General features: G+C 69.8%; 25 protein-coding genes. 12 read left to right on the forward strand and 13 right to left on the reverse strand.

Annotated elements, in window-relative coordinates; genetic code table 11:
• Window positions 1–112 precede the first annotated feature (112 nt).
• The 3 genes from BM393_RS00700 to fdhD are packed head-to-tail and all read left to right on the forward strand — an operon-like array spanning window position 113 to window position 3718.
• Entirely contained in the window at window positions 113–2470 is a 2358-nt protein-coding gene (locus tag BM393_RS00700) for an FdhF/YdeP family oxidoreductase (protein ID WP_091720129.1), read from the forward strand.
• A gap of 10 nt (window positions 2471–2480) precedes the next feature.
• Entirely contained in the window at window positions 2481–2846 is a 366-nt protein-coding gene (locus tag BM393_RS00705; RefSeq protein ID WP_254783157.1) for a hypothetical protein, read from the forward strand.
• Window positions 2843–3718, forward strand: coding sequence for a formate dehydrogenase accessory sulfurtransferase FdhD (fdhD, locus tag BM393_RS00710; RefSeq protein WP_091720131.1), 876 nt, complete (start codon window positions 2843–2845; stop codon window positions 3716–3718). The genes BM393_RS00705 and fdhD overlap by 4 nt, the downstream gene beginning before the upstream one ends.
• Window positions 3719–3751: 33 nt before the next feature.
• Here fdhD and BM393_RS00715 read toward each other — a convergent pair whose 3' ends face one another.
• The 4 genes from BM393_RS00715 to BM393_RS00730 form a co-directional block, all read right to left on the reverse strand.
• Window positions 3752–4219, reverse strand: a complete 468-nt coding sequence (locus tag BM393_RS00715) for a hypothetical protein (protein ID WP_091720135.1) — start codon at window positions 4217–4219, stop codon at window positions 3752–3754.
• A 323-nt stretch (window positions 4220–4542) separates the two neighbouring features.
• Window positions 4543–5736, reverse strand: coding sequence for an ABC transporter permease (locus BM393_RS00720; protein ID WP_091720139.1), 1194 nt, complete (start codon window positions 5734–5736; stop codon window positions 4543–4545).
• Window positions 5733–6776, reverse strand: coding sequence for an ABC transporter ATP-binding protein (locus BM393_RS00725; RefSeq protein ID WP_091720143.1), 1044 nt, complete (start codon window positions 6774–6776; stop codon window positions 5733–5735). Before BM393_RS00725 ends, BM393_RS00720 begins: the two co-directional genes overlap by 4 nt.
• Window positions 6773–7921 carry an HlyD family secretion protein gene (locus tag BM393_RS00730; RefSeq protein ID WP_254783158.1) on the reverse strand — a complete coding sequence of 383 codons (1149 nt, stop codon included), beginning with the start codon at window positions 7919–7921 and terminating at the stop codon, window positions 6773–6775. The genes BM393_RS00725 and BM393_RS00730 overlap by 4 nt, the downstream gene beginning before the upstream one ends.
• 231 nt (window positions 7922–8152) lie before the next feature.
• Here BM393_RS00730 and BM393_RS00735 point away from each other — a divergent pair, with 231 nt between their 5' ends.
• Complete coding sequence (locus tag BM393_RS00735; RefSeq protein ID WP_091720148.1) at window positions 8153–8854, forward strand: SDR family oxidoreductase; 702 nt, start codon at window positions 8153–8155, stop codon at window positions 8852–8854.
• Between the two features lie 112 nt (window positions 8855–8966).
• A complete protein-coding gene (locus tag BM393_RS00740; RefSeq protein WP_091720151.1) occupies window positions 8967–9182 on the forward strand; it encodes a putative motility protein in 216 nt (71 codons plus the stop codon).
• A 24-nt stretch (window positions 9183–9206) separates the two neighbouring features.
• Here the strand turns inward: BM393_RS00740 and BM393_RS00745 are convergent, their stop codons facing one another.
• A complete protein-coding gene (locus BM393_RS00745) occupies window positions 9207–9614 on the reverse strand; it encodes a DUF3224 domain-containing protein (RefSeq protein WP_091720155.1) in 408 nt (135 codons plus the stop codon).
• A 103-nt stretch (window positions 9615–9717) separates the two neighbouring features.
• On the opposite strand from BM393_RS00745, the gene BM393_RS00750 reads away from it, so the two are divergent.
• From BM393_RS00750 to BM393_RS00770, 5 genes are all read left to right on the forward strand, one after another.
• A complete protein-coding gene (locus tag BM393_RS00750; protein ID WP_091720159.1) occupies window positions 9718–10635 on the forward strand; it encodes a helix-turn-helix domain-containing protein in 918 nt (305 codons plus the stop codon).
• Between the two features lie 122 nt (window positions 10636–10757).
• A complete protein-coding gene (locus tag BM393_RS00755) occupies window positions 10758–11159 on the forward strand; it encodes a VOC family protein (RefSeq protein ID WP_091720163.1) in 402 nt (133 codons plus the stop codon).
• Window positions 11156–12043, forward strand: coding sequence for a helix-turn-helix transcriptional regulator (locus tag BM393_RS00760; protein ID WP_091720167.1), 888 nt, complete (start codon window positions 11156–11158; stop codon window positions 12041–12043). Before BM393_RS00755 ends, BM393_RS00760 begins: the two co-directional genes overlap by 4 nt.
• A 73-nt stretch (window positions 12044–12116) precedes the next feature.
• On the forward strand, window positions 12117–13256 hold the full coding sequence (locus BM393_RS25010) for a hypothetical protein (RefSeq protein WP_141225183.1): 1140 nt from the start codon (window positions 12117–12119) through the stop codon (window positions 13254–13256).
• A gap of 44 nt (window positions 13257–13300) precedes the next feature.
• Window positions 13301–14068 carry a hypothetical protein gene (locus BM393_RS00770; protein ID WP_091720174.1) on the forward strand — a complete coding sequence of 256 codons (768 nt, stop codon included), beginning with the start codon at window positions 13301–13303 and terminating at the stop codon, window positions 14066–14068.
• A gap of 9 nt (window positions 14069–14077) precedes the next feature.
• Here the strand turns inward: BM393_RS00770 and BM393_RS00775 are convergent, their stop codons facing one another.
• The 5 genes from BM393_RS00775 to BM393_RS00795 all read right to left on the reverse strand — a co-directional run bounded on the left by BM393_RS00775 (window position 14078) and on the right by BM393_RS00795 (window position 18712).
• Window positions 14078–14464 carry a hypothetical protein gene (locus BM393_RS00775; protein WP_091720178.1) on the reverse strand — a complete coding sequence of 129 codons (387 nt, stop codon included), beginning with the start codon at window positions 14462–14464 and terminating at the stop codon, window positions 14078–14080.
• A 9-nt stretch (window positions 14465–14473) separates the two neighbouring features.
• Complete coding sequence (locus tag BM393_RS00780) at window positions 14474–15286, reverse strand: hypothetical protein (protein WP_091720183.1); 813 nt, start codon at window positions 15284–15286, stop codon at window positions 14474–14476.
• Between the two features lie 230 nt (window positions 15287–15516).
• On the reverse strand, window positions 15517–16845 hold the full coding sequence (locus BM393_RS00785) for a TRAP transporter large permease (protein WP_091720188.1): 1329 nt from the start codon (window positions 16843–16845) through the stop codon (window positions 15517–15519).
• Window positions 16842–17501: a TRAP transporter small permease gene (locus BM393_RS00790; protein WP_091724894.1), complete on the reverse strand. Its 660-nt coding sequence runs from the start codon at window positions 17499–17501 to the stop codon at window positions 16842–16844. Before BM393_RS00790 ends, BM393_RS00785 begins: the two co-directional genes overlap by 4 nt.
• Before the next feature lie 176 nt (window positions 17502–17677).
• On the reverse strand, window positions 17678–18712 hold the full coding sequence (locus BM393_RS00795) for a TRAP transporter substrate-binding protein (RefSeq protein WP_091720192.1): 1035 nt from the start codon (window positions 18710–18712) through the stop codon (window positions 17678–17680).
• Between the two features lie 172 nt (window positions 18713–18884).
• On the opposite strand from BM393_RS00795, the gene BM393_RS00800 reads away from it, so the two are divergent.
• Together BM393_RS00800 and BM393_RS00805 are read left to right on the forward strand one after the other, a co-directional pair.
• A complete protein-coding gene (locus tag BM393_RS00800) occupies window positions 18885–20831 on the forward strand; it encodes a sensor histidine kinase (protein WP_091720196.1) in 1947 nt (648 codons plus the stop codon).
• Window positions 20828–21466 (forward strand): response regulator transcription factor, encoded by a 639-nt coding sequence (locus BM393_RS00805; protein WP_091720200.1) that lies wholly within the window; start codon window positions 20828–20830, stop codon window positions 21464–21466. Before BM393_RS00800 ends, BM393_RS00805 begins: the two co-directional genes overlap by 4 nt.
• Here the strand turns inward: BM393_RS00805 and BM393_RS00810 are convergent.
• The 3 genes from BM393_RS00810 to BM393_RS00820 all read right to left on the reverse strand — a co-directional run bounded on the left by BM393_RS00810 (window position 21460) and on the right by BM393_RS00820 (window position 23357).
• Complete coding sequence (locus BM393_RS00810; RefSeq protein ID WP_091720205.1) at window positions 21460–21753, reverse strand: addiction module antidote protein; 294 nt, start codon at window positions 21751–21753, stop codon at window positions 21460–21462. The two genes, BM393_RS00805 and BM393_RS00810, sit on opposite strands and share 7 nt — an antisense overlap.
• Window positions 21746–22048 (reverse strand): type II toxin-antitoxin system RelE/ParE family toxin, encoded by a 303-nt coding sequence (locus BM393_RS00815; protein WP_091720210.1) that lies wholly within the window; start codon window positions 22046–22048, stop codon window positions 21746–21748. Before BM393_RS00815 ends, BM393_RS00810 begins: the two co-directional genes overlap by 8 nt.
• 79 nt (window positions 22049–22127) lie before the next feature.
• The gene (locus BM393_RS00820) at window positions 22128–23357 is read right to left on the reverse strand and encodes a beta-ketoacyl synthase (protein ID WP_091720214.1); all 1230 of its coding nucleotides are present in this window, start codon (window positions 23355–23357) and stop codon (window positions 22128–22130) included.
• Between the last annotated feature and the right edge of the window lies 1 nt (window position 23358).

Here is a 23358-nt window from a genome sequence, read left to right on the forward strand (position 1 = left end):
TCTTCCTTGTTAGCGAGGGGCGGGCCGAGCGCCGGGCCGCCCCAAGCCGGCCCGCCACCCCCTCGGGGGGGATAGAACGGGCCGCGGCCCGTTCTATCCGGGGGCACCAACAATGACCGAGCAGAAGATCCATTTCTACAAAGGGCCGGCTGGCGGCTGGGGCGCGCTGCGCAGTGTCGCGAAGCACCTGCAACACCAGGGTGTCGCGGTCAAGGGCGCCAAGACGCTGCTGTCGGCCAACCAGCCCGATGGCTTCGACTGCCCGGGCTGCGCCTGGCCCGACCGGGATCACCGCTCGACCTTCGAGTTCTGCGAGAACGGCGCCAAGGCCATCGCCGCCGAGGCGACCTCGCACCGCGCCACCGCGCAGGTGCTGGGCGGCCACACCGTCAGCGAGCTGGCCGAGTGGTCCGACTTCGACCTCGAGAACCTGGGCCGCATCACCGAGCCGCTGGTCTACGACGCCGCCAGCGACCGCTACGTGCCGATCGCCTGGGACGACGCCTTCGAGTTGATCGCCGCGCGGCTGAACGCGCTGAAGGATCCCAACGAGGCGATGTTCTACACCTCGGGTCGCGCCAGCAACGAGGCCGCCTTCCTCTACCAGCTGTTCGTGCGCGAGTTCGGCACCAACAACTTCCCCGACTGCTCGAACATGTGCCACGAGCCGTCCGGCCAGGGCCTGAAGCCGACCATCGGCATCGGCAAGGGCACGGTGACGCTGCACGACTTCGAGCAGGCCGACGCGATCTTCATCTTCGGCCAGAACCCCGGCACGAATCACCCGCGCATGCTGGGCGAGCTGCGCGAGGCCTCCAAGCGCGGCTGCAAGATCGTCAGCTTCAATCCGCTGCGCGAGCGCGGCCTGGAGCGCTTCGCCGATCCGCAGGACAAGATGGAGATGGCGACGCTGGGCAGCACGCCGATCTCCACCCACTACTTCCAGCTGCGCATCGGCGGCGACATGGCCGTGATGAAGGCGCTGTGCAAGCGCGTCTTCGAGCTGGACGACGCGGCCGTGGCCGCCGGCGGCGAGCGCGTGCTGGACCTGGGCTTCATCGCCGAGCACACGCATGGCTTCGAGGCCTTCGAGGCCAGCATCCGCGCCGAATCCTGGGAAGCGCTCGAGGCCGAGTCCGGCCTGTCGCAGGAGCAGCTGTGCGCCGCCGGCGACCTGTACGCGCAGGCCAAGCGCGTGATCATCTGCTGGGGCATGGGGATCACACAGCACCAGCATTCGGTGGCGACCATCCAGCACATCGCGGCGCTGCTGATGCTGCGCGGCAACCTGGGCCGTCCCGGCGCGGGCGCCTGCCCGGTGCGCGGTCATTCCAACGTGCAGGGCGACCGCACGATGGGCATCTACGAGAAGCCGCCCAAGGCGCTGCTGGACCGGCTGGGCCAGGTCTTCGGCTTCGAGCCGCCGCGCGAGAACGGCTATGGCACCGTCGAGGCCATCCAGGCGATGCTCGACGGCAAGGGCAAGGTCTTCATCGCGCTGGGCGGCAACTTCGCCGCCGCGACGCCGGACACGGTGGCCACCTGGAAGGCACTGCGCTCGACCGAGCTGACGGTGCATGTCACCACCAAGTTCAACCGCAGCCACACCATCCACGGCAAGGAAGCGCTGGTGCTGCCCTGCCTGGGCCGCACCGAGATCGACATGCAGGCCACCGGCCCGCAGGGCGTGACCGTCGAGGACTCGATGAGCATGGTCCACATCTCCAGCGGCATGAACGCGCCGGCGTCCGAGCACCTGCTGTCGGAGCCGATGATCGTCGCCCGCCTGGCCGCCGCGACCCTCAAGGGCCGCTCGAAGACGCCGTGGCTGTGGCTGGTGGAGGACTACTCGCGCATCCGCGACAAGATCGAAGAGGTCTTCGACGACTTCAAGGGCTTCAACGAGAAGATCAAGCAGCCGGGCGGCTTCCGGCTGCGCAACACCGCGTCGGAGCGGGTCTGGAACACGCCCACCGGCAAGGCCAACTTCATCACCCACGCGCTGCCCACGGACACGCCCTTCCATCTGGCGCAGGCGCGGGCGATCGAGCACAAGACGGTGGTGTTCAACCTGGCGACGGTGCGCTCGCACGACCAGTACAACACGACGATCTACGGCATGGACGACCGCTACCGCGGCGTCTGGGGCCATCGCCGCGTGGTCTTCATCAACAAGGAAGACCTGCGGCAGATCGGCATGAAGGCCGGCCAGTGGGTCGACATCACCAGCGTCTACAGCGACGGCGACACGCGTCGCGCCGAGAAGTTCGTGCTGATCGAGTACGACATCCCGCGCGGCTGCCTGGCCAGCTACTTCCCCGAGACCAACGCGCTGGTGCCGCTGAGCAGCATCTCGATCGGGGCCGGCACGCCGACGTCCAAGTCCATCCCGGTGGTGCTGACGCTGCGGCCGCAGGACGAGCCGGTGCCGCAGGCGCAGGCGCGTTCGGTGGCGGACGCACGGGCCTGAGGATCGCCGCATGAGCCGCGCTGACGCGTCCGCCGGCGACGAGGTCCACGACCGGGAGGGCGCGGACGGTGATGGCGGCGACGACGGTGGTCCGGGCGACATGGCCGCGCAGGCGCGTTTCGCGCTGGAGACGCTCGCCGAGCTGGACGCCGGCAACGGCGTGTCGCTGCCGCGGCTGGCCAAGCGCACCGGGCTGCGGGTCAGCGTGCTGCTGCGCCTGTACACGCTGATGAGCGACGCGCGCGTCGGCGACGAGCCGGGGCCCGGCTGGGTGCGGCTTCACGTCGACGAGGACGGGCGCTGGATCGCGCGGATCACGCCGGTGGGCCGCGGTGACGAGGCGCCCGCTGCCGGCGACGGGGAGTCGACGGCATGAGCGGGACCTGCGCACTGCCGGGTGACGCGGAGGGCCGCGGTGAGGGCGGCGTCGGCGATCACGACGACGACGCACCACTGCCCGCCGCGCTGGTCGCGGTGCATCCGACGCGGCTCGGCGCCACGCGCGCGGCCGAGGAGGAATTCGTCGCCGAGGAGGTGCCCGTCGCGCTCGAGTACAACGGCCTGTCGCATGCGGTGATGCTGGCGACGCCGCTCGACCTCGAGGACTTCGCGCTGGGCTTCTCGCTGACGGAGGGCCTGCTGGCCTCGCCGGCGGACCTGCTCGACGTGGAAGTTCGCACGCGTCCGAATGGCGTGGCCCTGCAGCTGCGCGTGACCGCGCGTTGCGAGGCGCTGCTCAAGGAGCGTCGGCGCAGCATGGCCGGGCGCACCGGCTGCGGCCTGTGCGGGACAGACAACCTCGACCAGGTCTTCCGGCCGCCGCAGCGGCCCGTGCCGCCGCTGCCGGACGCGCTGGCGGCGGATGAGGCGCTGGTGGCGGCGCTGTCGCGCGCGATGCGCGAGCTGGCGGCCGCGCAGCCCCTGCAGCAGCGCACCGGCGGCATCCACGCCGCCGCGTGGTGCGGCGTCGACGGCGCGGTGCGATGCGTGCGCGAGGATGTCGGGCGCCACAACGCGCTCGACAAGCTGATCGGCGCGATGGCGCGCGACGGCGTCGATGCCTCGCAAGGGTTCGCGGCGGTGACCAGCCGCGCGAGCTTCGAGATGGTCCAGAAGGCCGCGCTTGCCGGCATGCCGATGCTGGCGGCGGTCAGCGCACCCACGCACCTGGCGATCCGCACCGCGCAGGCCTGCGGGCTGCGGCTGGCGGGCTTCGTTCGCGACGGACGCGCGACGCTGTACGCCTGACGCGGTCTCGCGTCCTCGCGTGGCGTTGCCGCCTCAGAACTTGCAGGCCATGCCGAGCTGGGCCGCGATGTCGACCTGCGTCGAGCCGTCGCCCTTGCGGCCGAGCTTGGACGGCATGCGGAAGCGCCCGGCACATTCGGTGGCATCGAGGCCCAGGCCGCGGAGCAGCTGCTTCGGCCCTTCCATGCCGATGCTCAGCGCGTGATGCGCGCGCTTGGGCGGCGGGCCGATCGGGGCGCCCTCGCGGGGGAGTTCGATGACCTGGATCTGGAGAGCCTGGTGCAGCATCGTGCTGCTGCCGTTGGTGCCGGCGGAGGGGCGCCCGGGTTGCATGCGGGCGCGCAGGGCGGCCAGCGAGGCTTGCAGCGCGAGCGGCCGGCGGGCGGCATTGGCGGCCGTGTCGATCTCGGCTTCCGACGCGGGCGAGGCCGGGGCGAGGACGTCCGGCGCCGAGGCCGCCGCATCCGGGAGGGACGGCGCCGCCGCGACCAGCCCGCTCATGCCGAGCGCCGCCAGCGCGCCGGCCCGCCGCCAGGCGCGTTGCCAAGCCCGTTCCCGAGCGCTTTGCCAAACACGTCGTGTCGCGTGTCCCATGCCGTCCTCCGTCCTTCAAGCGCGTGCCGCCACAGTGCGCGGCGCCGCTGAAGCGCTCCTGAAGCGGTGCTGAAGGGCGGCTGAAGGCGGGGTCGGGACTTCCCCGCGGACTGCGAGCGGACGCTGGCCCTCACCCCGCCCTCTCCCGCAAGCGGGAGAGGGAGAATTCCCGCGCCCCGCGCCCCGCGCCGCGGCGCTGTCCCGCAAGCGGGCGCGGGAGCAATCCGGCGCTAGTCGAGTGTCTGGCGGTAGCGCATCAGCGCGATCGTGCCGGCGACCAGCAGGAACACCAGCATCGGCCAGAGTTCCGGCAACAGCTGCATGAAGCCGTTGCCCTTGAGCATGATGCCTCGCACGATGCGCAGGAAGTGGGTCAGCGGCAGCGCCTCGCCGATCACCTGCGCCCAACGCGGCATGCCGCGGAACGGGAACATGAAGCCCGACAGCAGCATCGACGGCAGGAAGAAGAAGAACGTCGCCTGCAGGGCCTGCAGCTGGTTCTTCGCCAGCGTCGAGAAGGTGAAACCCACCGCCAGGTTGGCCAGCATGAACACGCCGATCATGGCCAGCAGCAGCGTGAAGCTGCCCGCCATCGGGATCTGGAACAGCAGCGCCGCGGCCAGGAGGATGACGCCCAGCTGCACGTAACCCAGCACGATGTAGGGCAGGATCTTGCCCACCATGACCTCCAGCGGTCGCACCGGCGTCGCGAGCAGGTTCTCCATCGTGCCGCGCTCGCGCTCGCGCGTCATCGCCAGGCCGGTGAGCATCACCATCGTCATCGTCAGGATGGTGCCGATCAGGCCCGGCACGATGTTGTAGCGCGACAGGCCCTCCGGGTTGTAGCGCCGATGGATGCGCCACTCGAAAGGCTGGCCGGCGGCGCTGCCCGTGGCGATCGACGTCGTCGGGGCGATGCCGCCTCCGGCGCCGCCGGATGTCCCGGCCGCCGCCGCGCCGACCAGGTCGCGCCGCAGCGCCTGCGCGCCAAGCTGCGCCAGCGCCGCCAGCGCGTTGCTGGACGCGGACGGATCGGTCGCATCGACGCTCACCAGCACCGCCGGCCGCTCGCCGCGCAGGATGCGGCGGCTGAAGTCGGGCGGGATCACGATCAGGAACTGCACCTCGCCGTCCTCGACCATCGCGTCGCCGTCATGCTCCGAGGCCGGACGGGACTGGATGCGGAAATAGCCGCTCTGTTCCATGGCCGCCACCAGGCTGCGCGCCATCGGCCCGCGATCCTGCGTCACCACGGCGGTGGGCAGTCCCTTCGGGTCGGTGTTGATCGCGTAGCCGAAAAGCAGCAGCTGCAGGATGGGCACGCCGACCGCCATCGCGAAGGTCGGCCGGTCGCGCAGCATCTGCTGGACCTCCTTGATGAAGATCGCCACCACGCGCGCGAGGCTGAAGCGGCGATCGGTCATCGCGCGCCCGCCCGGTCCGTGGGCCTTGCCGGGTGGGACGGCGTCGCGGTCGCCGCCTCGAAGTTGTCCGGTGTGCGGCTGATCAGGCTGATGAACACGTCTTCGAGGTTGGCCTCCGCCCGCGCCCAGCGCAGCCCGTCGCCGGCGCGGTGCGGCGCGATCGCCCGGTCGAGCGCGACCGCGTCCTGTCCCGCGACGTGCAGGCTGCTGCCGAACGCGGCGACGCTCAGCACGCCCTCGGCGCCGTTCAAGGCGGCGGAGACGGCGGTCAGTCGCTGCGGATCATCGGCGTGGAGCGCCCAGACGGTGAGGCCGGCCTGCGCGATGATCTCGCGCTGCGTGCCGCGCGCGAGCAGCCGGCCGTAGGCGATGTAGGCGAGCTCGTGGCAGCGCTCGGCCTCGTCCATGTAATGCGTCGAGACCAGTACCGTGATGCCGTCGGCGGCGAGCCGATGGATCTCGTCCCAGAAGTCGCGGCGCGCCTTCGGATCGACGCCGGCGGTCGGCTCGTCGAGCAGCAGCAGGCGAGGGTCATGCAGCAGGCAGGCGGCCAGCGCCAGCCGCTGTTTCCATCCGCCGGACAGGGCGCCGGCGAGCTGGTCCTGCCGCGTCTTCAGTCCGAGCCGTTCCAGCGCCTCGTCCACGCGGCGAGGCCGCGCGTCGAGTTCGAACAGCCGCGCGATGAAGTCCAGGTTCTGGCGGATGGAGAGGTCCTCGTAGAGCCCGAAGCGCTGCGTCATGTAGCCGACCTGGCGCTTGATCTCAGCCGCGCGCTGGCGCATGTCCAGGCCGAGGCAACGGCCCTCGCCCTCGTCGGGCGTGAGCAGTCCGCACAGCATCCGGATCGTGGTCGTCTTGCCGCTGCCGTTGGGGCCGAGGAAGCCGCAGATGCGCCCGCGTCCGAGTTGCAGGTCGACGTGGTCCACGACGGTCCGCTGGCCGTAGCGTTTGGTCAGGCCGCGGACGTCGATGGCCAGGTCGCTCGCGGACGACCCGGCGCCGTCGCCGGGGAGCGTCGTCGGCGCGCTGCGCTCGGTCATGGGCGTCCGCCGGAAGCGGCCGATGCCGTCGACGCCGCGGCACCGGCCGTCGCAGGCGCTGCGCCCGCAGACGGGCGCACCTCCAGCGGCTGTCCCGGATGCAGGCGCGTCGCCTGCGCGGGATCGGGTCGGGCCTCGACCAGGAACACCAGTCGCGCCCGCTGGCTGTTGGAATAGATCACAGGCGGCGTGTACTCCGGTTGCGGCGAGATGTAGCTGATGCGCGCCGCGATCGGCGCGCCGCAGCCGTCGCAGCTCAGCAGCACCGCCTGTCCCTGGCGCAGGGAGGCCAGCTCCGGTTCCGGCACGTAGAAGCGCGCCTTGCGCTGCGACGGCGGCAGCAGCGCCACGACCGGCTGGCCGGCGTTGACGTACTCGCCGACGCGATAGAAGGTGTCGTCGACCAGGCCGGCGGTTGGCGCGCGCTGCCGGGTCTGCGCTTCGCGCCACAGCTGCTGTTCGAGCGCGGCCGAGGCGGCTTCGGCATTGGCGCGCGCGGCGGCCTGCTGATCGCTGCGCGCGGGTAGTTCCGCCACGCGCAGCGAGGACTCGAGCTCGCGCACGCGTTGGCGCGCCTGCGCCGCGGCGGCCCGGGCGTCGTCCAGCCGCGCCGCCGAGATGAAGCCCTGGCCGATCAGCTGCTGCTGCCGCGCCAGGTCGGTCTCCGCCAGCGCGGACTGCGCGCGCGCCTGTGCCAGTTGGGCCCGGCTCATCGCGATCTCGTCGGGACGGCGGCCCTTGGCGGCATCGGCCTGCTCCGCGCGGGCAGCGGCGAGTCGCGCATCGGCTTCGGCACGGGCGGCGCGCATCGGGGTGACGTCGATGCTGAACAGCGGCGCGCCGGCCGCCACGGTGTCGCCGCGCTGCACCTGGAGGTCGAGCAACTGGCCGGCGACCGGCGCCGCGACGTAGACCGGATCGCCTTCGGCATAACCGGACCAGGCTGGCGGCGGTTCGCGACCGCAGGCGGCGAGGGCCGCGGCGGCCAGCAGCGCCAGGACGGCATTCGCGCGACCTGCTTCCCGAGCCCCCGGAGCCTGCGGGGTCGCCGGGCCGGCCGCGCGGACCGCCTCGGCCTGGCGACCGATCCGGACCCCATTCCAACGGAAGAGGCGGTGAGGCGGGCGGCGCGGCATCGTGGGCATCGACGGCTTCTCCGGACGACGGGATGGCCGGGATTATTGCCCCTGACCCAGCTGCGCGCGCGAGTAGCCGGAGCGCCAACATCGGTCCACGCGGCTCGGCGACGTCCCCTCCGCCGACAGGGGCAAGGCGTGGGCGGCCCGGTGTTTAGATGATGGTCGACATTACATTATTCATGTCGAGTGAAATTGAAAAAAGCCACTCCACCCCGTTCCACTGCTCAAGGATTCACCATGGACTTCAAGAACACTGTCGCGCTGGTCACCGGCGCCAATCGCGGTCTCGGCAAGAGCTTCGTCAAGGCGCTGCAGGCCGCCGGCGTGAAGAAGATCTACGCGGCGGCGCGGGATCCGGCGTCCGTCGACCTGCCCGGCGTGACGCCGCTCCGGCTCGACGTCACCAAGCCGGACCAGATCGCCGCGGCGGTGCGGGCGGCGGGTGACGTCACGCTGCTGATCAACAACGCGGGCATCACCCGCGGCTCGCCGCTGCTGGGCGAGCAGGCGATCGCCGCGCTGCGCGATGAGTTCGAGACCAACGTCGTGGGGCCGCTCGAGCTGACCCGCGCGTTCGCGCCGGTGCTCAAGGAACAGGGCGGCGGCGCGGTGGTCAACGTGCTGTCGGTGCTGAGCTGGCTCAACCTGACCGGCGCGGCGACCTACAGCGTGTCCAAGGCGGCGACCTGGTCGGTCACCAACGGACTGCGCCAGGAGCTGAAGGACCAGGGCACGGCGGTGCTGGGGCTGCACGTCGGTTTCATGGACACCGATATGACCGCGGGCATCGACGCACCGAAGACCGACCCGCTGGACGTCGCCCGGCAGGTGCTGGCGGCGCTGGCCGACGGCAAGGACGAGGTCTATGCCGATGACATGACGCGCGCGGTGAAGGCGGGTCTGTCGGCGGAGCAGGGCAGCTACCGCGGCGGCGTCTGAGGCGGCGTTCGGGCCGCGGGCCAGGTGGCGGATGAGGTGGCAGGGCGCGGGAGCGGCGGCCACTTCGTGAAATTCCGCTCAAGTCGGCGCGGAATCGGCCGATAGTGCCTGCATGGTCATCACCAACTCCCCCAGCGTCGACGCCGCCGTCAGGCAGGCCTCCAACGGCACGCCGGGCACGGCCGGCAATGCCGCCAGCCTGCTGGTGCTGCGCAAGGCCATGGACGTCCAGGAAGCCGGCGCCGCCGCCCTGCTCGCCGCCTTGCCGCAGGCGCCGGCCCTGGCCACCGAGGGCACGCTCGGGCGGAACATCAACACCTACGCCTGATCCGGCGGCGCGGCGCAGTCCGCGTTACTCGCCGGGCAGGCGATAGGTGAAGACATAGAGGTGCTGTCCGTTGCGGGCCTCGATGCTCATGTCGCCGCTCAGGCCGGCCAGCTCGCCGGTGCCGGAGTCGGGCACGACGCGAACCGACAGCTGAGGTGCACCGCGCGTCATCTCGCCGAGGTGCATCAGCACGAAGGAGCCGCTGCGACCCGCAAGACGCCCTTCCACGCGCTCCATGGCGACATAGCCCGCCGAGCCGGGTGTCGCGCTGCGGAAGGACAGCATCTGTCCCATGCCGCTGGCCTCGAGGTCGCCGCGGAACTGCTTGTGGATCAGCGTCCGGGCCGGTTGAGCCGGCGCCTCGTTGGGTTCCAGTGGCTGGGCGGTGAGTCGCAGGTCGAAGAGGCCGCGCGCGACGCGGGCCGGCGCCATCGGCGCACTCGCGGAAACGGCAGGCGCTGAGGCCTCGGGCGCCGGGGCGGCCATCGCGGAACCTGCGGACAGGAGCGCGGCGATACTCGTCGCAAGAGCTGGCATGGTGATCGGGACGGAGTTGATTTCGTCCCATTGCACCGGAACCGCCATCCCGGCGATAGGAAAAACACGACATCGGCATCGCATGACAGCACACGCCCCTCGCGGCGCGCGAGGCGTTCTCTACCCCGGACTGGCGCCAGGGCGCTTCCACCATGACCAGCAGCCGCCCAGCGCCGATCTGGCGCCTTGGATCGAGCATCACTGGTTCGTGAGCTGGGATCTCCGGGCATGTCCGCCGCAGGTTCAATCGACGCTGCCCCATCCCAATGTCCACTTGGTCGTGGAAGACGGCGCGGTGCGCCTGTGGGGCGTCCAACGAGCACGTTTCAACCGGACGCTTGCCGGTCGCGGTTGGGTGCATGGCGTCAAGTTCAAGGTCGGAGCGCTGCCGGCATTCCTGCGATCGCCGGCGGCCGACCTGATGGACCGGCAGGTCGATGCCCGCGGCCTGCTGGGCGACGATGTGGATCGGTTGCTGGATCCGCCGCTGGCTGACGCTCCCGAGGCGGGGAAGACGCGCATCGAGGCTGTGCTGCGCGCGCGAGTTCCGCCGGTGGTGGATGCGCGCGGGGCGAGGCTGGCGGAGATCGTCGACGTCATAGGCCGTGACGCGGGCATCACTTCGGTCGAACAGCTGTGCACGATGACGGGAGAGTCCGCACGTCGCTTGCAGCGGGACTTCAGGCATTACGTCGGAGCGAGTCCGAAATGGGTGATCGCTCGTTACCGGCTGCATGAGGCGCTCGCCTTGCTGCAGAGCGGTGAAGCGAAGCCCGACGCCGAACTGGCCCAGCGCCTGGGCTATTTCGACCAGGCGCATTTCATCCGGGACTTCCGCCAGTTGGTCGGCATGACGCCGAGGGCGTATGTGAGCGCGCTGCATCGCGACTCGGGCGAACCGGCAGCGGCGCGTTGACGTCCGATGCTGAAGGCTGAGCGACGGACGCCTGATCGGATCGGCACCGAACTTGAACGGACGCGGCGAGGAGCCGGCGCCGGCGCTGCCTACACTGGCTGCGTCATCCACAAGGAGCGTTCATGTTCAACCACATCGTCATCGGCACCAACGACATCGACCGCGCGCGGCGCTTCTATGACCAGGTGCTGGGCGTGCTCGGGGTGGGCGGGGCCATGCCGCACCAGGCCAAGTCCGGCCACCAGCGGCTGTTCTACCGCCATGACGGCGGCACGCTGGGCATCGCGCAGCCGATCAACGACGAGCCCGCGACCTTCGCCAACGGCGGCACCATTGCCTTCCGCTGCGCGTCGCCGGAGCAGGTCCATGCCTTCCACGACACGGCGGTGGCCCATGGCGGCGTCTCGATCGAGGAGCCACCCGGCCTGCGCGTCGATTCGCTCGGGCAGTTCTACCTGGCCTACGTCCGTGACCCCGACGGCAACAAGCTGTGCGCCCTGCATCGCGTGAAGACATCGCCTTGAGCGTCGCCCGCGGCAGCGTGAGCCTGGCCACCGGGGCCGAGCTCGCGCGAACCTTGCATGTCAGGCCCGGCCTGGGCGTGGCCGCGCATGTCGTGCAGGGCGAAGGGCTGGAGATCGTGCGCATCCGCGTCGAGCGGCCGGCCGTCATCGTCGTCGACCGGGGCATCAAGACCGTCAAGCCCGCGCGCGGCGGCGCCGTCCGGGCCTTGCCCGGCCAGGTGCTGCTGCTGGCCGGCGGGCACACGGTCGACTTCCACAACCGCATCACCGATGGCGAGCGCTACGAGGCGCGCTGGCTCATGTTCGGCGGGACGGTGCTGGACGATCCCTACTACCTGGCCACCGCGCAGCGCCAGTCCTCTGCCGACGCGTCCGAGGTGGCCCCGCCTCCGGCGCGGGTGCTGCGCCGCGTGCCGGATGGCCTGGCCGAGGCCTTCGAGCGCGCGCGGCATGGCCTCGCCCCGGATCCGTCGCGGCCTGAGGCGGTGGTGCGCCAGCAGATGCTGGAGGTGGCGCACTGGTTGCTCGCGGCGGGCATGGTGCTGCGCATGCCACCTGACGACGCGAGGATCTCGGGACGGATCCGCGCCATGCTGTCGGCGCGGCTGGACGGCGAGTGGAGTTCCGACGCCGTTGCCCGGTCGCTGGCCATGTCGGAGGCCACGCTGCGACGCCGTCTGGCGGCCGAGGGCGTGACGCTGCGCGAGTTGATCGCGGATGTGCGCATGGCCTCTGCGCTGGTCCTGCTGCAGGCCACCTCCCGGCCGGTCTCCGACATCGCATCGGCGGTCGGGTACGACTCGCCGTCGCGATTCGCGGTGCGCTTCCGCGATCGATTCGGCTTCGCGCCGACCGCGGTGCGCGGGCATGCGAGGGCGGTGTGACCTTCGACTGTTTCCCGCACCGTTGCAGCACTCAGAATCGATGGTTCCTCCGACACGGATCAGGGAGACAGGAATGACGAGTCCCGCGCAACAGATCGCACAAAACAAGGCGGCTGAATGCAGGCTGCAAGTGCTGGCGCATCGACAGGCCTTTGCCCGGCAAGGCCTGGCCGCTGGTCAATGTGCTGCTGACGGTTGGGATCTTTGCGCTGAGACCTTCAGTGGTGAGTTTGACCTGGACACGCCCGTCGGTCAGGGTCTGTTGCGGGGACTGCTCGCTCAACAGCCCAGCGTCTTGCACACGTTGCGAAGCTGGGAGCCGACCATGCCGGTCGCCCGAGTGCCAATGTCCGTCGCTGCGCCCCGTCCCGGCCCCGGACCGCGCCCCGAAGACGATCTCCCACCATGGCTCAAAGACTATCTTTTCGGGCAATGGGGCGGCGCCGGCGTGCAGTCCGAAATCCGCTCTGCCGGTGTGGGACCCGGCAACATCATTGGCAACGGTCTCGCCGCGGCGCAGACCGCGACCATGATGGGCATGCAGGGCCAGACAGCCGCGCGCCTCAGTACCGCCGCGCAGCAGATCACCTCTGGCGCTTCGCGTACGGTCCGCATCAATCAGTTCATGGACCTGTACAACGCCAACCAGGGAAAGGGGCTGCCGCGTCTACGGCTGAGAATCCGCAATCTGCCATTGACTGTTGCCGCGCCGATTCCAGGCGCCCAATGGCGTACCAACGCAAAAGGCACGACTCACTCCACGCGCTGGGCCGCTCCAACGGCCAGTCAGGTCAAAGGCGCGGGGGCGGTCGCCGCGGAAAGCCGATGGGCCCGGAGCATGGGCTGGTCCACGGGGAAGTTGGGGACCGGCCTGATCACCTTTGCCCCCACAGCCGCCCTCGACGCGTGGAGCAGCATTGAATTCGACCTGGACGCGAACGGCAAGCGGCAGATCCGGTCCTTCGACACCAACAAGTTCCTGGTCGCCTCTGCCCGCAACCAAAGCGGCAACGCCCTGGGACTGGTCGCCAGCGTCGCCGCGGTCCCCGTGGCGGTAGCGATCACCGCTGGTCTGGGCCTGACTGTGGTGGGCGCCCCTCTCGTGCTGATCGGCTTGGCGGCGGGCGTTGCGGTGCAAGTCATCTGGAACGCTTCTGGCGGCGCCGATTTCGCGGAGAACCAGGCGCGCGCCGCGCTCGGGATGTCTCGGTGAGGCCTCCGGACAACCTCGCCACCCTGAAAGGAACGCCGGGCGCCATGGCGATTGCCGGCGTGCTGATCGTGCCGGCGATGTGGGCGTTCCTGCTGGCGCCGCGCATCGTGCTGGCGGTGGCGCCGTTCACCGGCTTGCTGTTTCTGCTGTCGGGCGTGCACATGACTTACCGAAGCCGCTTCTCGCCCGCGGAGGCGCTGTGGAGCTTCTTCCTGGCGTTGATCTTCTTCGGCAGCCTGCTGGTGGCGTCGACCACCTCGCTGGTATGGCGAATGGGGCGGCCCGAGCTCCATGGCGTCGCAGTGGCCGTGGCCGCGGCGATCGGCACTGGTGGACTGCTGCTGGGCTACCTCGCGGAGCGGCGGCGACTGTCTCCGTCCAAGGACGGCATCCCCGTCGCGCTGATGCCCATCATCGACCTGGAGCAGCATCGACTTCGTCCGCTGCCGATCGCCGGCAGTCCACCAACGATGGGTCGGGTCGCCTTCCTGGCCGCCTTGGCGCTCAACCTGCCACTGCTGCTCCAACTGAACGGACTGCAACGCGACGACGTGCTGTGGCTCGCCATGCCCGTCCTGGGCGCCGCGGTGACCTACGTGCTGACCACCGGGATCGGCCCATCGCTCGCTCGTATCCAGGCACTCCGGGCGCTGGAGCGGCGTACCGGTCAGCGGTTCACCACCTCCCGCATCGAGGAGTTGAACGCCATGCGTCGAGGCTTGTGGCTGGCGCGATGGCTCTGCCGCGCGGACGACTTGAAGGCCGCTGCGCCAGCCAGTGCGGGGCTCAAAGGCGCGCGCCCTCGGCGCTGACGAGCCCGCTCACACCGAACGAATGTCGTTCCGCAGCTCCTTGACGGTCGGCAGCACCAGGTTCCACTTCTGCAGCCAGATGACGGTGGCCAGCAGCATCACGTCCCCCACCACCTCGACGATCTTGTCGATGGCCTTGATCTTCGCCAGCGCCGCGGTGGCCTCCTTCGTCGTGACGACGATGTCCGCCAGCGGCTCGGTGGTGTCGGCGAGGTAGTCCCGCTGGGCCATCAACAGCAGGTTCTGCGCCGCTCCGCCGAGCGACTGGCTCCATCGCATCGCTGTCAGACCGTCGGGGCCGGGCGTGCCGACCGGCATGGCCTCGGCCATGTCGTCGAGGGCCTTGGCCAGCTGTACCAGTTCGTCGGCGCTGTACGCCAGGGTCGTGTCGGTCATGCGCCCTCCCTAGAGCTTGGCCACGGCGTCGTGGGCCTTGTCGAGTTCCTTGGCCGTCGCGGCGATCGCCTTCAGCGTGCGCGTCATCGCGTCGCGGTCCATCGCCAGCGCGCCGCGAATCCGGTCGTGGTCGTCGGCGAGCTTTTGAAGTGCCGCCTTGTAGGTGGCGATCGCGCTCAGTGCCTTGTCGTAGTCCGCCCCGACGCGAACGAGCTCCCGTCGGCCGAGGTACTTGTCGCCGAGATCGGATTGCCCGATCTCGCACTTCACGAAGTTGATCGCCTGGATGCGTTCGCCCCGCAGGCCTTCGGCGTAGACGTCGGCGAGCTTGCGCATGAGGCCCAGCACGCGAGCGACGTCGCCATGCGAGGACGTCATCAACTCGCGGAGCTTCTTGTGGCGGTAGGCGTCGAGCCCCCGCTGGAGCAGCGCGAACAGTCCTTGCACGGCGGCCTCCTCTTCGGGCGACACCTTGGCGCCGGCGCCCTTGATGCCCTCGAGCGAAGGAGCGGCCGTCTTGGCGAGGTCGGGCAACTGGTCCGAGGCGAGCTCACCGAGGGCGGTGAAGTACGCGCTCATCGCCTGGTGCAGCTTCTCCGCGTCGTCATAGGCAGCGTCGAACTGCGCCTGGGGAAGCCGGCCGGTGTAGCCGATGGGACACACGTCGCCATCGAGGCGTTGCTCGCGCAGCTTCTTGTCGGAATCACGCCAGCGCTTGGCGGCATCGGTGGCGCCGGCCACGCCGGCCGCCGATTCGGCGTAGGTGCTGATGGCCTGCAGGTTGACGCAGCCCGCAAGCATCGCCGCCAAGCCGACGGCCAAAAGACGGTTCCGGAAAGGCAAGGCAGTTCCTTTCGAACAGGTCGAGTACCGGTTGCCCCAGGGGCTTCGGCGGCGGCGAATCGTAAGGCGGTCGGGAAATCGGCCCACCCCTTCAGTCTGGGGGGAGGCCGCGGCGGAGCACTTCGGACGTCCCATGAAAAAAGCGCCGACAGGACTGTCGGCGCTTTCGCGGTGTCGATGCCTGGCGAAGCAGGCGTTGCAGGGGACTGTCAGCCGACCAACCCCAGCGCCCTCGGCAGCGCCAGCGACAGGCCCGGCCAGTAGGTCACGACGAGCAGGAAGCCCAGCATTGTCAGCAGCCACGGCCACACAGCGACGGTGAGTTCGGTGATGCCCATCTTCGTGATGCCCGACGCCACGTAGAGGTTGAGCCCCACCGGCGGATGGCACAGGCCGACTTCCATGTTGACCGCCATCAGGATGCCCAGGTGCACCGGATCGACGCCCAGCTTGGCCGCGACCGGGAACAGGATGGGCGCCATGATCAGCACGATCGCCGCCGGGTCCATGAAGTTGCCCGCGCCCAGCAGGATCAGGTTGACCAGCAGCAGGAAGACGATCAGCCCGAAGCCCTGCGCCGACATCCACGCCGCCATCGTCTGCGGGATCTGCTCGGAGGCCATCAGGAAGCTGAACAGCACCGCGTTGGTGATGATGTACAGCAGCATCGAGCTCATCGCCGCCGCCTTCAGCAGCACCTTGGGCACGTCCTTCAGGCCCATGTCCTTGTAGACGAAGACCGAGATGATGAAGGCGTACACCGCGGCCACGGCGGCGGCTTCGGTGGGCGTGAACTTGCCGCTGTAGATGCCGCCGATGACGACGACGATCAGCATCAGGCCCCAGAAGCTCTCGCGGAAGGCCTTGAAGCGCTCGGCCCAGGTCGCCTTGACCATGCGCGGGTAGTCGTACTTCTTGGCGCGGTACCAGGTGGTGATGCCCAGCAGCAGCGACAGGCACACGCCGGGCACGACGCCGGCCATGAACAGCTGGCCCACCGACGCGGTGCCGACCACCTCGCCATTCGGTCCGGTGGCGCTCATGCCTGCCGTCGCGATCGAGAACATCACCAGGTTGATCGACGGCGGGAACAGGATGCCCAGCGCGCCGGACGTCGTGATCACGCCCGCCCCGAACTGCTTCGGATAGCCCTGCTTGGTCATCGCCGGCAGGATGATGGAACCGACCGCGACGACCGTCGCGACCGATGAGCCCGAGATCGCCGCGAACATCGCGCAGGCCAGCACGCCGGCCAGGCCGAGGCCTCCGTACCAGTGGCCGATCATGGTCGTGGCGAAGTGGATGATCCGCCGCGCCACTCCGCCATGGGTCAGGAAGTTGCCCGCCAGGATGAAGAACGGGACGGCCATGATCTCGAACTTCTCGATGCCGGTGAACAGCTTGAGCGCGACCGATTCGATCGGCACGTTCGTCATCGTGAAGAGGTAGGTCAGGACCGTCAGGCCCAGCGAGATCGAGATCGGCATGCCGGTGAGCATCAGCACCACCAGCAGCGAGAAGATGATCAGGGTGTTCATGTGCGATCTCCCTTCGAGCCGTTCGAGCCCTTGGCGGCTTCCTCGGCTGTCTTGGCCGCGCCGACCGCGGCGACGTCATCCTCGATGCCCTCGACGTGGCCGTGGTCCGCGTGCGGCGCCTCGCCGGTGCGGATGAAGTGCCAGCACACCTGCAGGAAGCGGAAGCACATCAGGTAGGAGCCCAGCGGCACGCAGGAGTAGGCGATCCAGGTCGGGATCTCCAGGTCGGGCGAGGTCGGGCCTTCGAAGAGGTCGGGGTTCTCGATGCCGAAGGCATGCGTGAACGCGTAGTGCGCGCCGTTCTCCCACACGAAGGTCGCGCCCAGCGTGCCGATGGTCGCGGTGAACACCGCGCCGGCCAGCAGGCTGAAGATCACCAGGTACTTCGCGTGCTCCGGCTTGAGCTTGCGCACCAGCACGTCCACGCCCACGTGGGTGCCGGCCCGCACGCCGTAGGCGGCGCCGAACTTGGCCATCCACACGAACATGTAGATGCACAGCTCCTGCGCCCAGCTCACGTCGATGCGGATGACCAGGTCCTGCAGATGCGGCACGCCGGCCAGGAAACGATGCAGAACGGCCATCGCGATGACCAGCGTCGCAGCGCCCATGAGGAAAGCGATCAGGCTCTCCTCCAATCGATCCAACCATCTCAGCGACATGGCGATCTCCTTCAGACAAAAGAAGGCCGCGCCGCCCAGAACAGGGGCGCGGCATACGGGACGCCGCCCCAGGCGGGCGGACCTATCAAGCGGGAGCCCGGAGAACCGGCTTTGCCGGGCTCCTGGGGTCCGCCCCCTCGGGGGGCCGGCGTGAGCCGGTAGGGGGGAACTTATCTAGTCGGCGGGACGAAGCCGGCGGCCTTGTAGGCAGCCTCGACGGTGGCCTTGCCGACGCGGCCTTCCATCTCCTTGTGGACCGGCATCAGCGCCAGCTTCCACTCGTTCACCTCGGCCGGCGTCAGCGTGTAGATCGTGGTCTTGCCGCTGGCCTTGATCTTCTCCAGCGCCTGCTGGTTCTCGGTCTGCGCGATCGCGTTGGCGTAGATGGTGGCGTCCTTGACGCTGCTGTCCACCACCGCCTTCAGGTCGGCGGGCAGGCCGTCATAGAACTTCTTGTTGATGATCAGCGCGTAGGCCAGGTGGCCGTGGTTGCTCAGCGTCGTGTGCTTCTGCACCTCGTAGGTCTTCTGCGTGTAGAAGTTGGACGGCACGCCCTCGGTGCCATCGACCACGCCCGACTGCAGCGCCTGGTACAGCTCGGAGAAGGCCATCACCTGCGGGATCGCGCCCAGCGCGCGCATCTGCGCGTCCAGCACCTTGGACGACTGGATCCGCATCTTCAGGCCCTTGAAGTCCGCCACGTGGTGCAGCGGCTTGTTGGCGCTCATGATGTGGAAGCCGTTGTCCCAGAAGGCCAGGCCCTTGATGCCCTTGGGCTCGAGCTTCTTGAACAGCTCCATGCCCAGCGTGTTGGTGGTGTTGCGGAACGAGGCGTCGTCCTTGAACAGGAAGGGCAGGTCGAAGACCTCGAACTCCTTCACGCCCAGCGGGCCGAACTTGGCCAGCGACGGCGCCAGCATCTGCACCGAGCCCAGTTGCAGCGCCTCCAGCTCTTCCTTGTCCTTGTAGAGCTGGCTGTTGGGATAGACCTCGACCTTCAGGCGGCCCTTGCTGCGTTCCTCGGCCAGCTCCTTGAAGCGCTGCGCGCCCTTGCCCTTGGGCGTGTCGGGGGCGACGACGTGGCTCAGCTTGATCACGATCGGCGCCTGGGCGAAGGCGCTCGTGGCGGTGCCGATCGCGGCGCACAGGCCGGCGGTGGCGAGCGCGACGGACAGCAGCGCGCGGCGATGGAAGGTGGCGGACATGGGGGTCTCCTGGTGTTCTCGGGATCCAAGGCGCCGGCGCGGGGCCGGTCTGCGGGATGGAGCGGATTGTGGAAATCCGGCCTGCGCGCGGCCAGTTGTGGACTTCCACATTGGGGGAGCCCGCAGCGCCCGCGGCCCGGCCCGCGCGCCGCGTAGCGCCTAGACTGCCGCCATGGCCGTGTCCCGACGACTGCTCCAGATGCTCAAGCGCGCCAGCTGGGCCTTGCCGCTGCTGCTGGCGCTGGCCTTTGCCGCCTCGGTGGGCGTGTGGCTGCGGCTGAGCGACGTCCGCGACCTGGAGGAGGAACGGCTCACGCTGATCACCGACGCGCTGTCGCTGGAGGCGCGCATCTCGGACTGGCTCAACGCGGAGCACGCGGCGGTGGACCGGCTCGCGCAGCAGCTGCCGGGCGCGGTCGACGACCGCATGCTGCTCAACCACCGCGCGGTGGCCGAGGGCCTGCGCCGGCTGTGGGTCAGCGCGACGGTCCTGGACGCCAACAACCGCGTGATCGCGCATGTGCCGCAGCAGGTGCCGCAGGCGACGGCGCCGTCGAAGGAGCGCAGTGGCGTGAGCCTGGACGAGGGCGGCCTGACCGCGCACTGGAGCGCGGCGCGGCCGCAGGGTGGGCGGCTGGTGGTGCGCTTCGCGCCGAGCGCGCTGCTGCGCCAGACGCTGCCGTGGTGGCTGGCGCAGAAGTACGACGTGCGCCTGGTCGACGGACTCGGGCAGCGGCTCGCGCAGACGGGCGATGCGATCGCGCTGCCCGGGACGCAGAGCTACCGCGTCAGCGTCGATCCCGCGATGCGCGAGACCTGGCTCGAGCTCAACACGCGCGTGCCGCACCGGCCCTGGTGGTACACGCTGGCGGCGGGGCTGATGGGGGTGTTCCTGCTGCTGTCGGCGCTGGCCAGCGCGATGCTGCGCCGGCAGATGCGCGAGGTGCGGCGCGCCGAAGGCGAGGCGCGGACCGAGGCCGCCTGGCGGCGCGCGGTCGAGGATTCATTGACGGTGGGCCTGCGCGGGCGGGACCTGGACGGCCGCCTGACCCATGTGAACCGCGCGTTCTGCGACCTGGTGGGTTATGGCGCCGAGGAGCTGCTGGGCCGCCTGCCGCCGATGCCGTACTGGTTGCCTGACGAGATGGCCGACAGCCTGCGCCGGCACCAGCGCAACATGGCGGGCGGCGCGCCGCGCGAGGGCTACGAGGCGCGCTGGATGCATCGCGACGGCCATGAGTTGGACGTGATGATCTTCGAGGCGCCGCTGGTGGATGCGAACGGCGTGCAAATCGGTTGGATGGGGTCGATCGTCGACATCAGCGCGCGCAAGCAGACCGAGGAGCGCGAGCGCCGCCGCACCGAGGCGCTGGCCCATCAGGCGCGGCTGAGCACGCTGGGTGAAGTGGCCTCGGCGCTGGCGCACCAGCTCAACCAGCCGCTGGCCGCGATCGCGGGCTACAACGCGGGCGCGCTGCGCTCGCTGGAGCGGGCCGGGCATCCGGACGACGACATCGTCATGGAGGCGCTGCGGCGGCTGGGCGAGCAGGCGCAGGAGGCGGGGCGCATCGTGCAGCGCATCCGCGCCTTCCTGACGCGCCGCGCCCCGCAGCCGGAGCGCTGCGCGGTGCCGGAACTCGTCGCGCGGGTGCTGGCGCTGCTCAAGCGCGACCTGCGCGGCGTGCGGGTGGACGTCGAGATGCCCGCCGGGTTGCCGGAGGTGCAGGCCGACGCGGTGCTCATCGAGCAGGTGCTGATCAACCTGGTGCGCAACGCGCTGGATGAACTGCACCATCGGCCAGGGGCGCAAGTGCGCATCGCCGCGCAGCGCGTGGGCGAGCGCTTCGTGCGCGTGGACGTCGACGACAACGGGCCCGGGCTGCAGGGGCGCGGCATCGATCAGCTGACGACGGCGTTCTACTCGACCAAGGCCGAAGGCATGGGCATGGGGCTGGCGATCTGCCGCTCGGTGATCGAGGCGCACCACGGCGGCATGGAGGCCGGCGCAGGCGCGCTGGGTGGGGCGAGGATCAGCTTCACGCTGCCGCTGTGTCAGGAGACCGGGCCGTGCGGCGCGGGCGAGGCGGGCGTCGATTCATACAAGGAGGGCGCGCGATGAGCGACCCACAGGCGACGGTCCACCTGGTGGACGACGAGGCGGCGGTGCGCGACGCGCTGGCTTTCTTGATGCGCTCGCACGGTCTGCGGGTGGACGCGCATGCGAGCGGGCCGGCGCTGTTCGAGGCGCTGGACCAGGCGATCGATCCGCATGGCTGCATCGTGCTGGATGTGCGGATGGAGCCGCTGTCCGGGCTGCAGGTGCATGACGAGCTGATCGCGCGCGGGGTGCCGCTGCCGGTGATCTTCCTGAGCGGTCACGGCGACATCCCGATGGCGGTGGATGCGATGCAGAAGGGCGCGGTCGATTTCGTCGAGAAGCCGTTCAACGACCAGGCGCTGGTGAACAAGGTGCAGCGCGCGATCGCCACGGACGTCCACCGCTGGCGCGAATCGCGCGCTCATGCGGACGTGGCCGGCAGGCTCGCCAGCCTGACCGACCGCGAACGTGAGGTCGCGGTGCTGGTGGCGGCCGGCAAGCTGAACAAGCAGGTCGCGGATGAACTGGGCATCGCGATCCGCACGGTGGAGGTCCACCGCGCGAGGGCGTTCACGAAGCTGGGCCTGCGCTCCGCGGCGGAACTGGCGACGCTGCTGGAGCGGTTTGAGGTGAAGCGGGAGAAGGGCGCTCAGTGAGCGACGGCCGGTCGGGCCGTCAACTCGATGCCGAGCGCGTTGAGCACAGCCAGGAGCGTGCGTAGCGTCGGATTCCCCTTTTCGCTGAAAGAGCGATACAGATGCTCGCGGGACAGGCCCGTCTGCTCGGCGACCTGGGACATTCCCTTGGCTCGCGCCACCATGCCCAGGGCAAATGCGATGTAACCCGCGTCATTCGTTTCGAATGCGTCTGCCATGAAGATCGCGATCGACTCTTCGGACGTCAGCAGTTCTGCCGGGTCATAGGTCCGCACCTTCTCAGCCATCTTGAAACTCCCCTTTCGCGAGTGCCATCGCGGTACGAATGTCCGATTCCTGTGACGACTTGTTCCCGCCGCACAGCAGGACGATGAGCCGATCACCACGCTTGACGTAGTACAGGCGATAGCCAGGACCCACATGGATCCGGAGCTCGCGAACACCGTGGCCGAGGGCTTTCTCGTCGCCAGGGTAGCCGTGCATCAGGCGCGAGATGCGCGCGTTGATGCGTTGCTTCGTTTCAAAGTCCTTGAGACGAAGAAGCCACTTGTCGAACGTGCGGGTGGACTGGACGGTGATCACCCGATCACTGTAGTTTATGCGCTACTTGCGATCGATGGCTCAAGGCTGTACGGCCGTGAGGACTCCCCACTGTTCTGAGTCAATCCGGTGACTGGACCACCAGCGACACGTTGCTCCCGCCGAATGCGAAGGAATTGCTGACCATCGACTTGGATGGGTCGAAGGCCCGCGGCTCGCGGACCACATCCGCGATCTCCTCGAGCGCGCTCGTGCGCACATTCGCGCTGCGCGGCAGCTCGCCCCGGCGCAGCGCCTGCACGCAGGCGATCAGCTCCAGCGCGCCGCCGGCGCCGATCAGGTGACCGTGCAGCGCCTTGGTCGCGCTCACCGGCACGCCGCGCGGACCGAAGACGCGCGCCAGCGATTCGGCCTCGACCGCATCGCCCACGTCCGTGGCCGTGCCGTGCGCGTTCACGTAGCCGACCTGCGCCGGATCGATCCCCGCGTCGGCCAGCGCGGCGCGCAGCGCGCGCTCCTGGCCGTCGGCATCGGGCCGCGACAGATGCACCGCGTCCACGCTATGCCCGTAGCCGGCCAGCACGGCAAGCGCCGACGCGCCGCGTGCGCGGGCGTGCGAGGCCGTCTCCAGCACCAGCGCCGCCGCGCCCTCGCCCAGCACCAAGCCACGCCGGCCGTCGTCGAAGGGCCGGCAACTGTGCGAGACCTCCTCCGGATCCGGCGGCGCCATCACGCCCATCGCCTGCCACGCGGCCACCGAGCCCGGATTCAGCATCGCCTCCGAGCCCCCCACCAGCGCCAGGTCCGCGCGGCCCTGGCGCAGCAGCATCAGCGCCTCGCCGATCGCCTGCGCCGATGACGCGCATGCGTTGGAGATCGTCAGCATCGCCGCCCTCAGCCCGTGCCGCATCGCCAGGTGCGAGGCCGCCGAGTTGCTCATCACCCGCACCACCGTGTAGGGATGGATGCGCGGCGTCTCCTTGGTCAGGTGCTCGCCATAGGACTGCTGCAGCGCATTCGACCCGCCCAGCCCCGTGCCCCAGGCCACCGCCGCCCGCTCGGGCTGGGGCGCCGTCGCCGGCAGGCCGGACTGGGCCCAGGCTTCGCTGGCTGCCTGCAAGGCCATCAGGCTGTGCCGGTCGTGCAGGTTGCGCTGCGCCGGCGGCATGTCCTGGCCCAGCGCCTGCGTCACCGCCGCCGCCGCGAACGGCGCCACGCCGCGCGCCGGATCGCCCGGCTGCAGCGCGATCCCCGACCGTCCCTGCGCCAGCGCGTCCGCGAACGAGGCCGCGTCCGGGCCAAGCGCGCTGCAGGCGCCGATGCCGGTGATCCATACCGCTTCCGCGTTCATG

Source organism: Mitsuaria sp. PDC51, from assembly GCF_900113225.1.
In the GTDB taxonomy this organism is placed as follows: Bacteria; Pseudomonadota; Gammaproteobacteria; order Burkholderiales; family Burkholderiaceae_C; genus Roseateles.

Excerpts from the sequence above, each read along its gene's own strand:
- BM393_RS00700 (WP_091720129.1), top strand. The coding sequence starts at position 113 with ATGACCGAGCAGAAGATCCATTTCTACAAAGGGCCGGCTGGCGGCTGG.
- BM393_RS00705 (WP_254783157.1), top strand. The coding sequence starts at position 2,481 with ATGAGCCGCGCTGACGCGTCCGCCGGCGACGAGGTCCACGACCGGGAG.
- fdhD (WP_091720131.1), top strand. The coding sequence starts at position 2,843 with ATGAGCGGGACCTGCGCACTGCCGGGTGACGCGGAGGGCCGCGGTGAG.
- BM393_RS00715 (WP_091720135.1), bottom strand. The coding sequence starts at position 4,219 with ATGAGCGGGCTGGTCGCGGCGGCGCCGTCCCTCCCGGATGCGGCGGCC.
- BM393_RS00720 (WP_091720139.1), bottom strand. The coding sequence starts at position 5,736 with ATGACCGATCGCCGCTTCAGCCTCGCGCGCGTGGTGGCGATCTTCATC.
- BM393_RS00725 (WP_091720143.1), bottom strand. The coding sequence starts at position 6,776 with ATGACCGAGCGCAGCGCGCCGACGACGCTCCCCGGCGACGGCGCCGGG.
- BM393_RS00730 (WP_254783158.1), bottom strand. The coding sequence starts at position 7,921 with ATGCCCACGATGCCGCGCCGCCCGCCTCACCGCCTCTTCCGTTGGAAT.
- BM393_RS00735 (WP_091720148.1), top strand. The coding sequence starts at position 8,153 with ATGGACTTCAAGAACACTGTCGCGCTGGTCACCGGCGCCAATCGCGGT.
- BM393_RS00740 (WP_091720151.1), top strand. The coding sequence starts at position 8,967 with ATGGTCATCACCAACTCCCCCAGCGTCGACGCCGCCGTCAGGCAGGCC.
- BM393_RS00745 (WP_091720155.1), bottom strand. The coding sequence starts at position 9,614 with ATGGCGCCGGCCCGCGTCGCGCGCGGCCTCTTCGACCTGCGACTCACC.
- BM393_RS00750 (WP_091720159.1), top strand. The coding sequence starts at position 9,718 with ATGGTGATCGGGACGGAGTTGATTTCGTCCCATTGCACCGGAACCGCC.
- BM393_RS00755 (WP_091720163.1), top strand. The coding sequence starts at position 10,758 with ATGTTCAACCACATCGTCATCGGCACCAACGACATCGACCGCGCGCGG.
- BM393_RS25010 (WP_141225183.1), top strand. The coding sequence starts at position 12,117 with ATGACGAGTCCCGCGCAACAGATCGCACAAAACAAGGCGGCTGAATGC.
- BM393_RS00770 (WP_091720174.1), top strand. The coding sequence starts at position 13,301 with ATGGCGATTGCCGGCGTGCTGATCGTGCCGGCGATGTGGGCGTTCCTG.
- BM393_RS00775 (WP_091720178.1), bottom strand. The coding sequence starts at position 14,464 with ATGACCGACACGACCCTGGCGTACAGCGCCGACGAACTGGTACAGCTG.
- BM393_RS00785 (WP_091720188.1), bottom strand. The coding sequence starts at position 16,845 with ATGAACACCCTGATCATCTTCTCGCTGCTGGTGGTGCTGATGCTCACC.
- BM393_RS00795 (WP_091720192.1), bottom strand. The coding sequence starts at position 18,712 with ATGTCCGCCACCTTCCATCGCCGCGCGCTGCTGTCCGTCGCGCTCGCC.
- BM393_RS00800 (WP_091720196.1), top strand. The coding sequence starts at position 18,885 with ATGGCCGTGTCCCGACGACTGCTCCAGATGCTCAAGCGCGCCAGCTGG.
- BM393_RS00805 (WP_091720200.1), top strand. The coding sequence starts at position 20,828 with ATGAGCGACCCACAGGCGACGGTCCACCTGGTGGACGACGAGGCGGCG.
- BM393_RS00810 (WP_091720205.1), bottom strand. The coding sequence starts at position 21,753 with ATGGCTGAGAAGGTGCGGACCTATGACCCGGCAGAACTGCTGACGTCC.
- BM393_RS00820 (WP_091720214.1), bottom strand. The coding sequence starts at position 23,357 with ATGAACGCGGAAGCGGTATGGATCACCGGCATCGGCGCCTGCAGCGCG.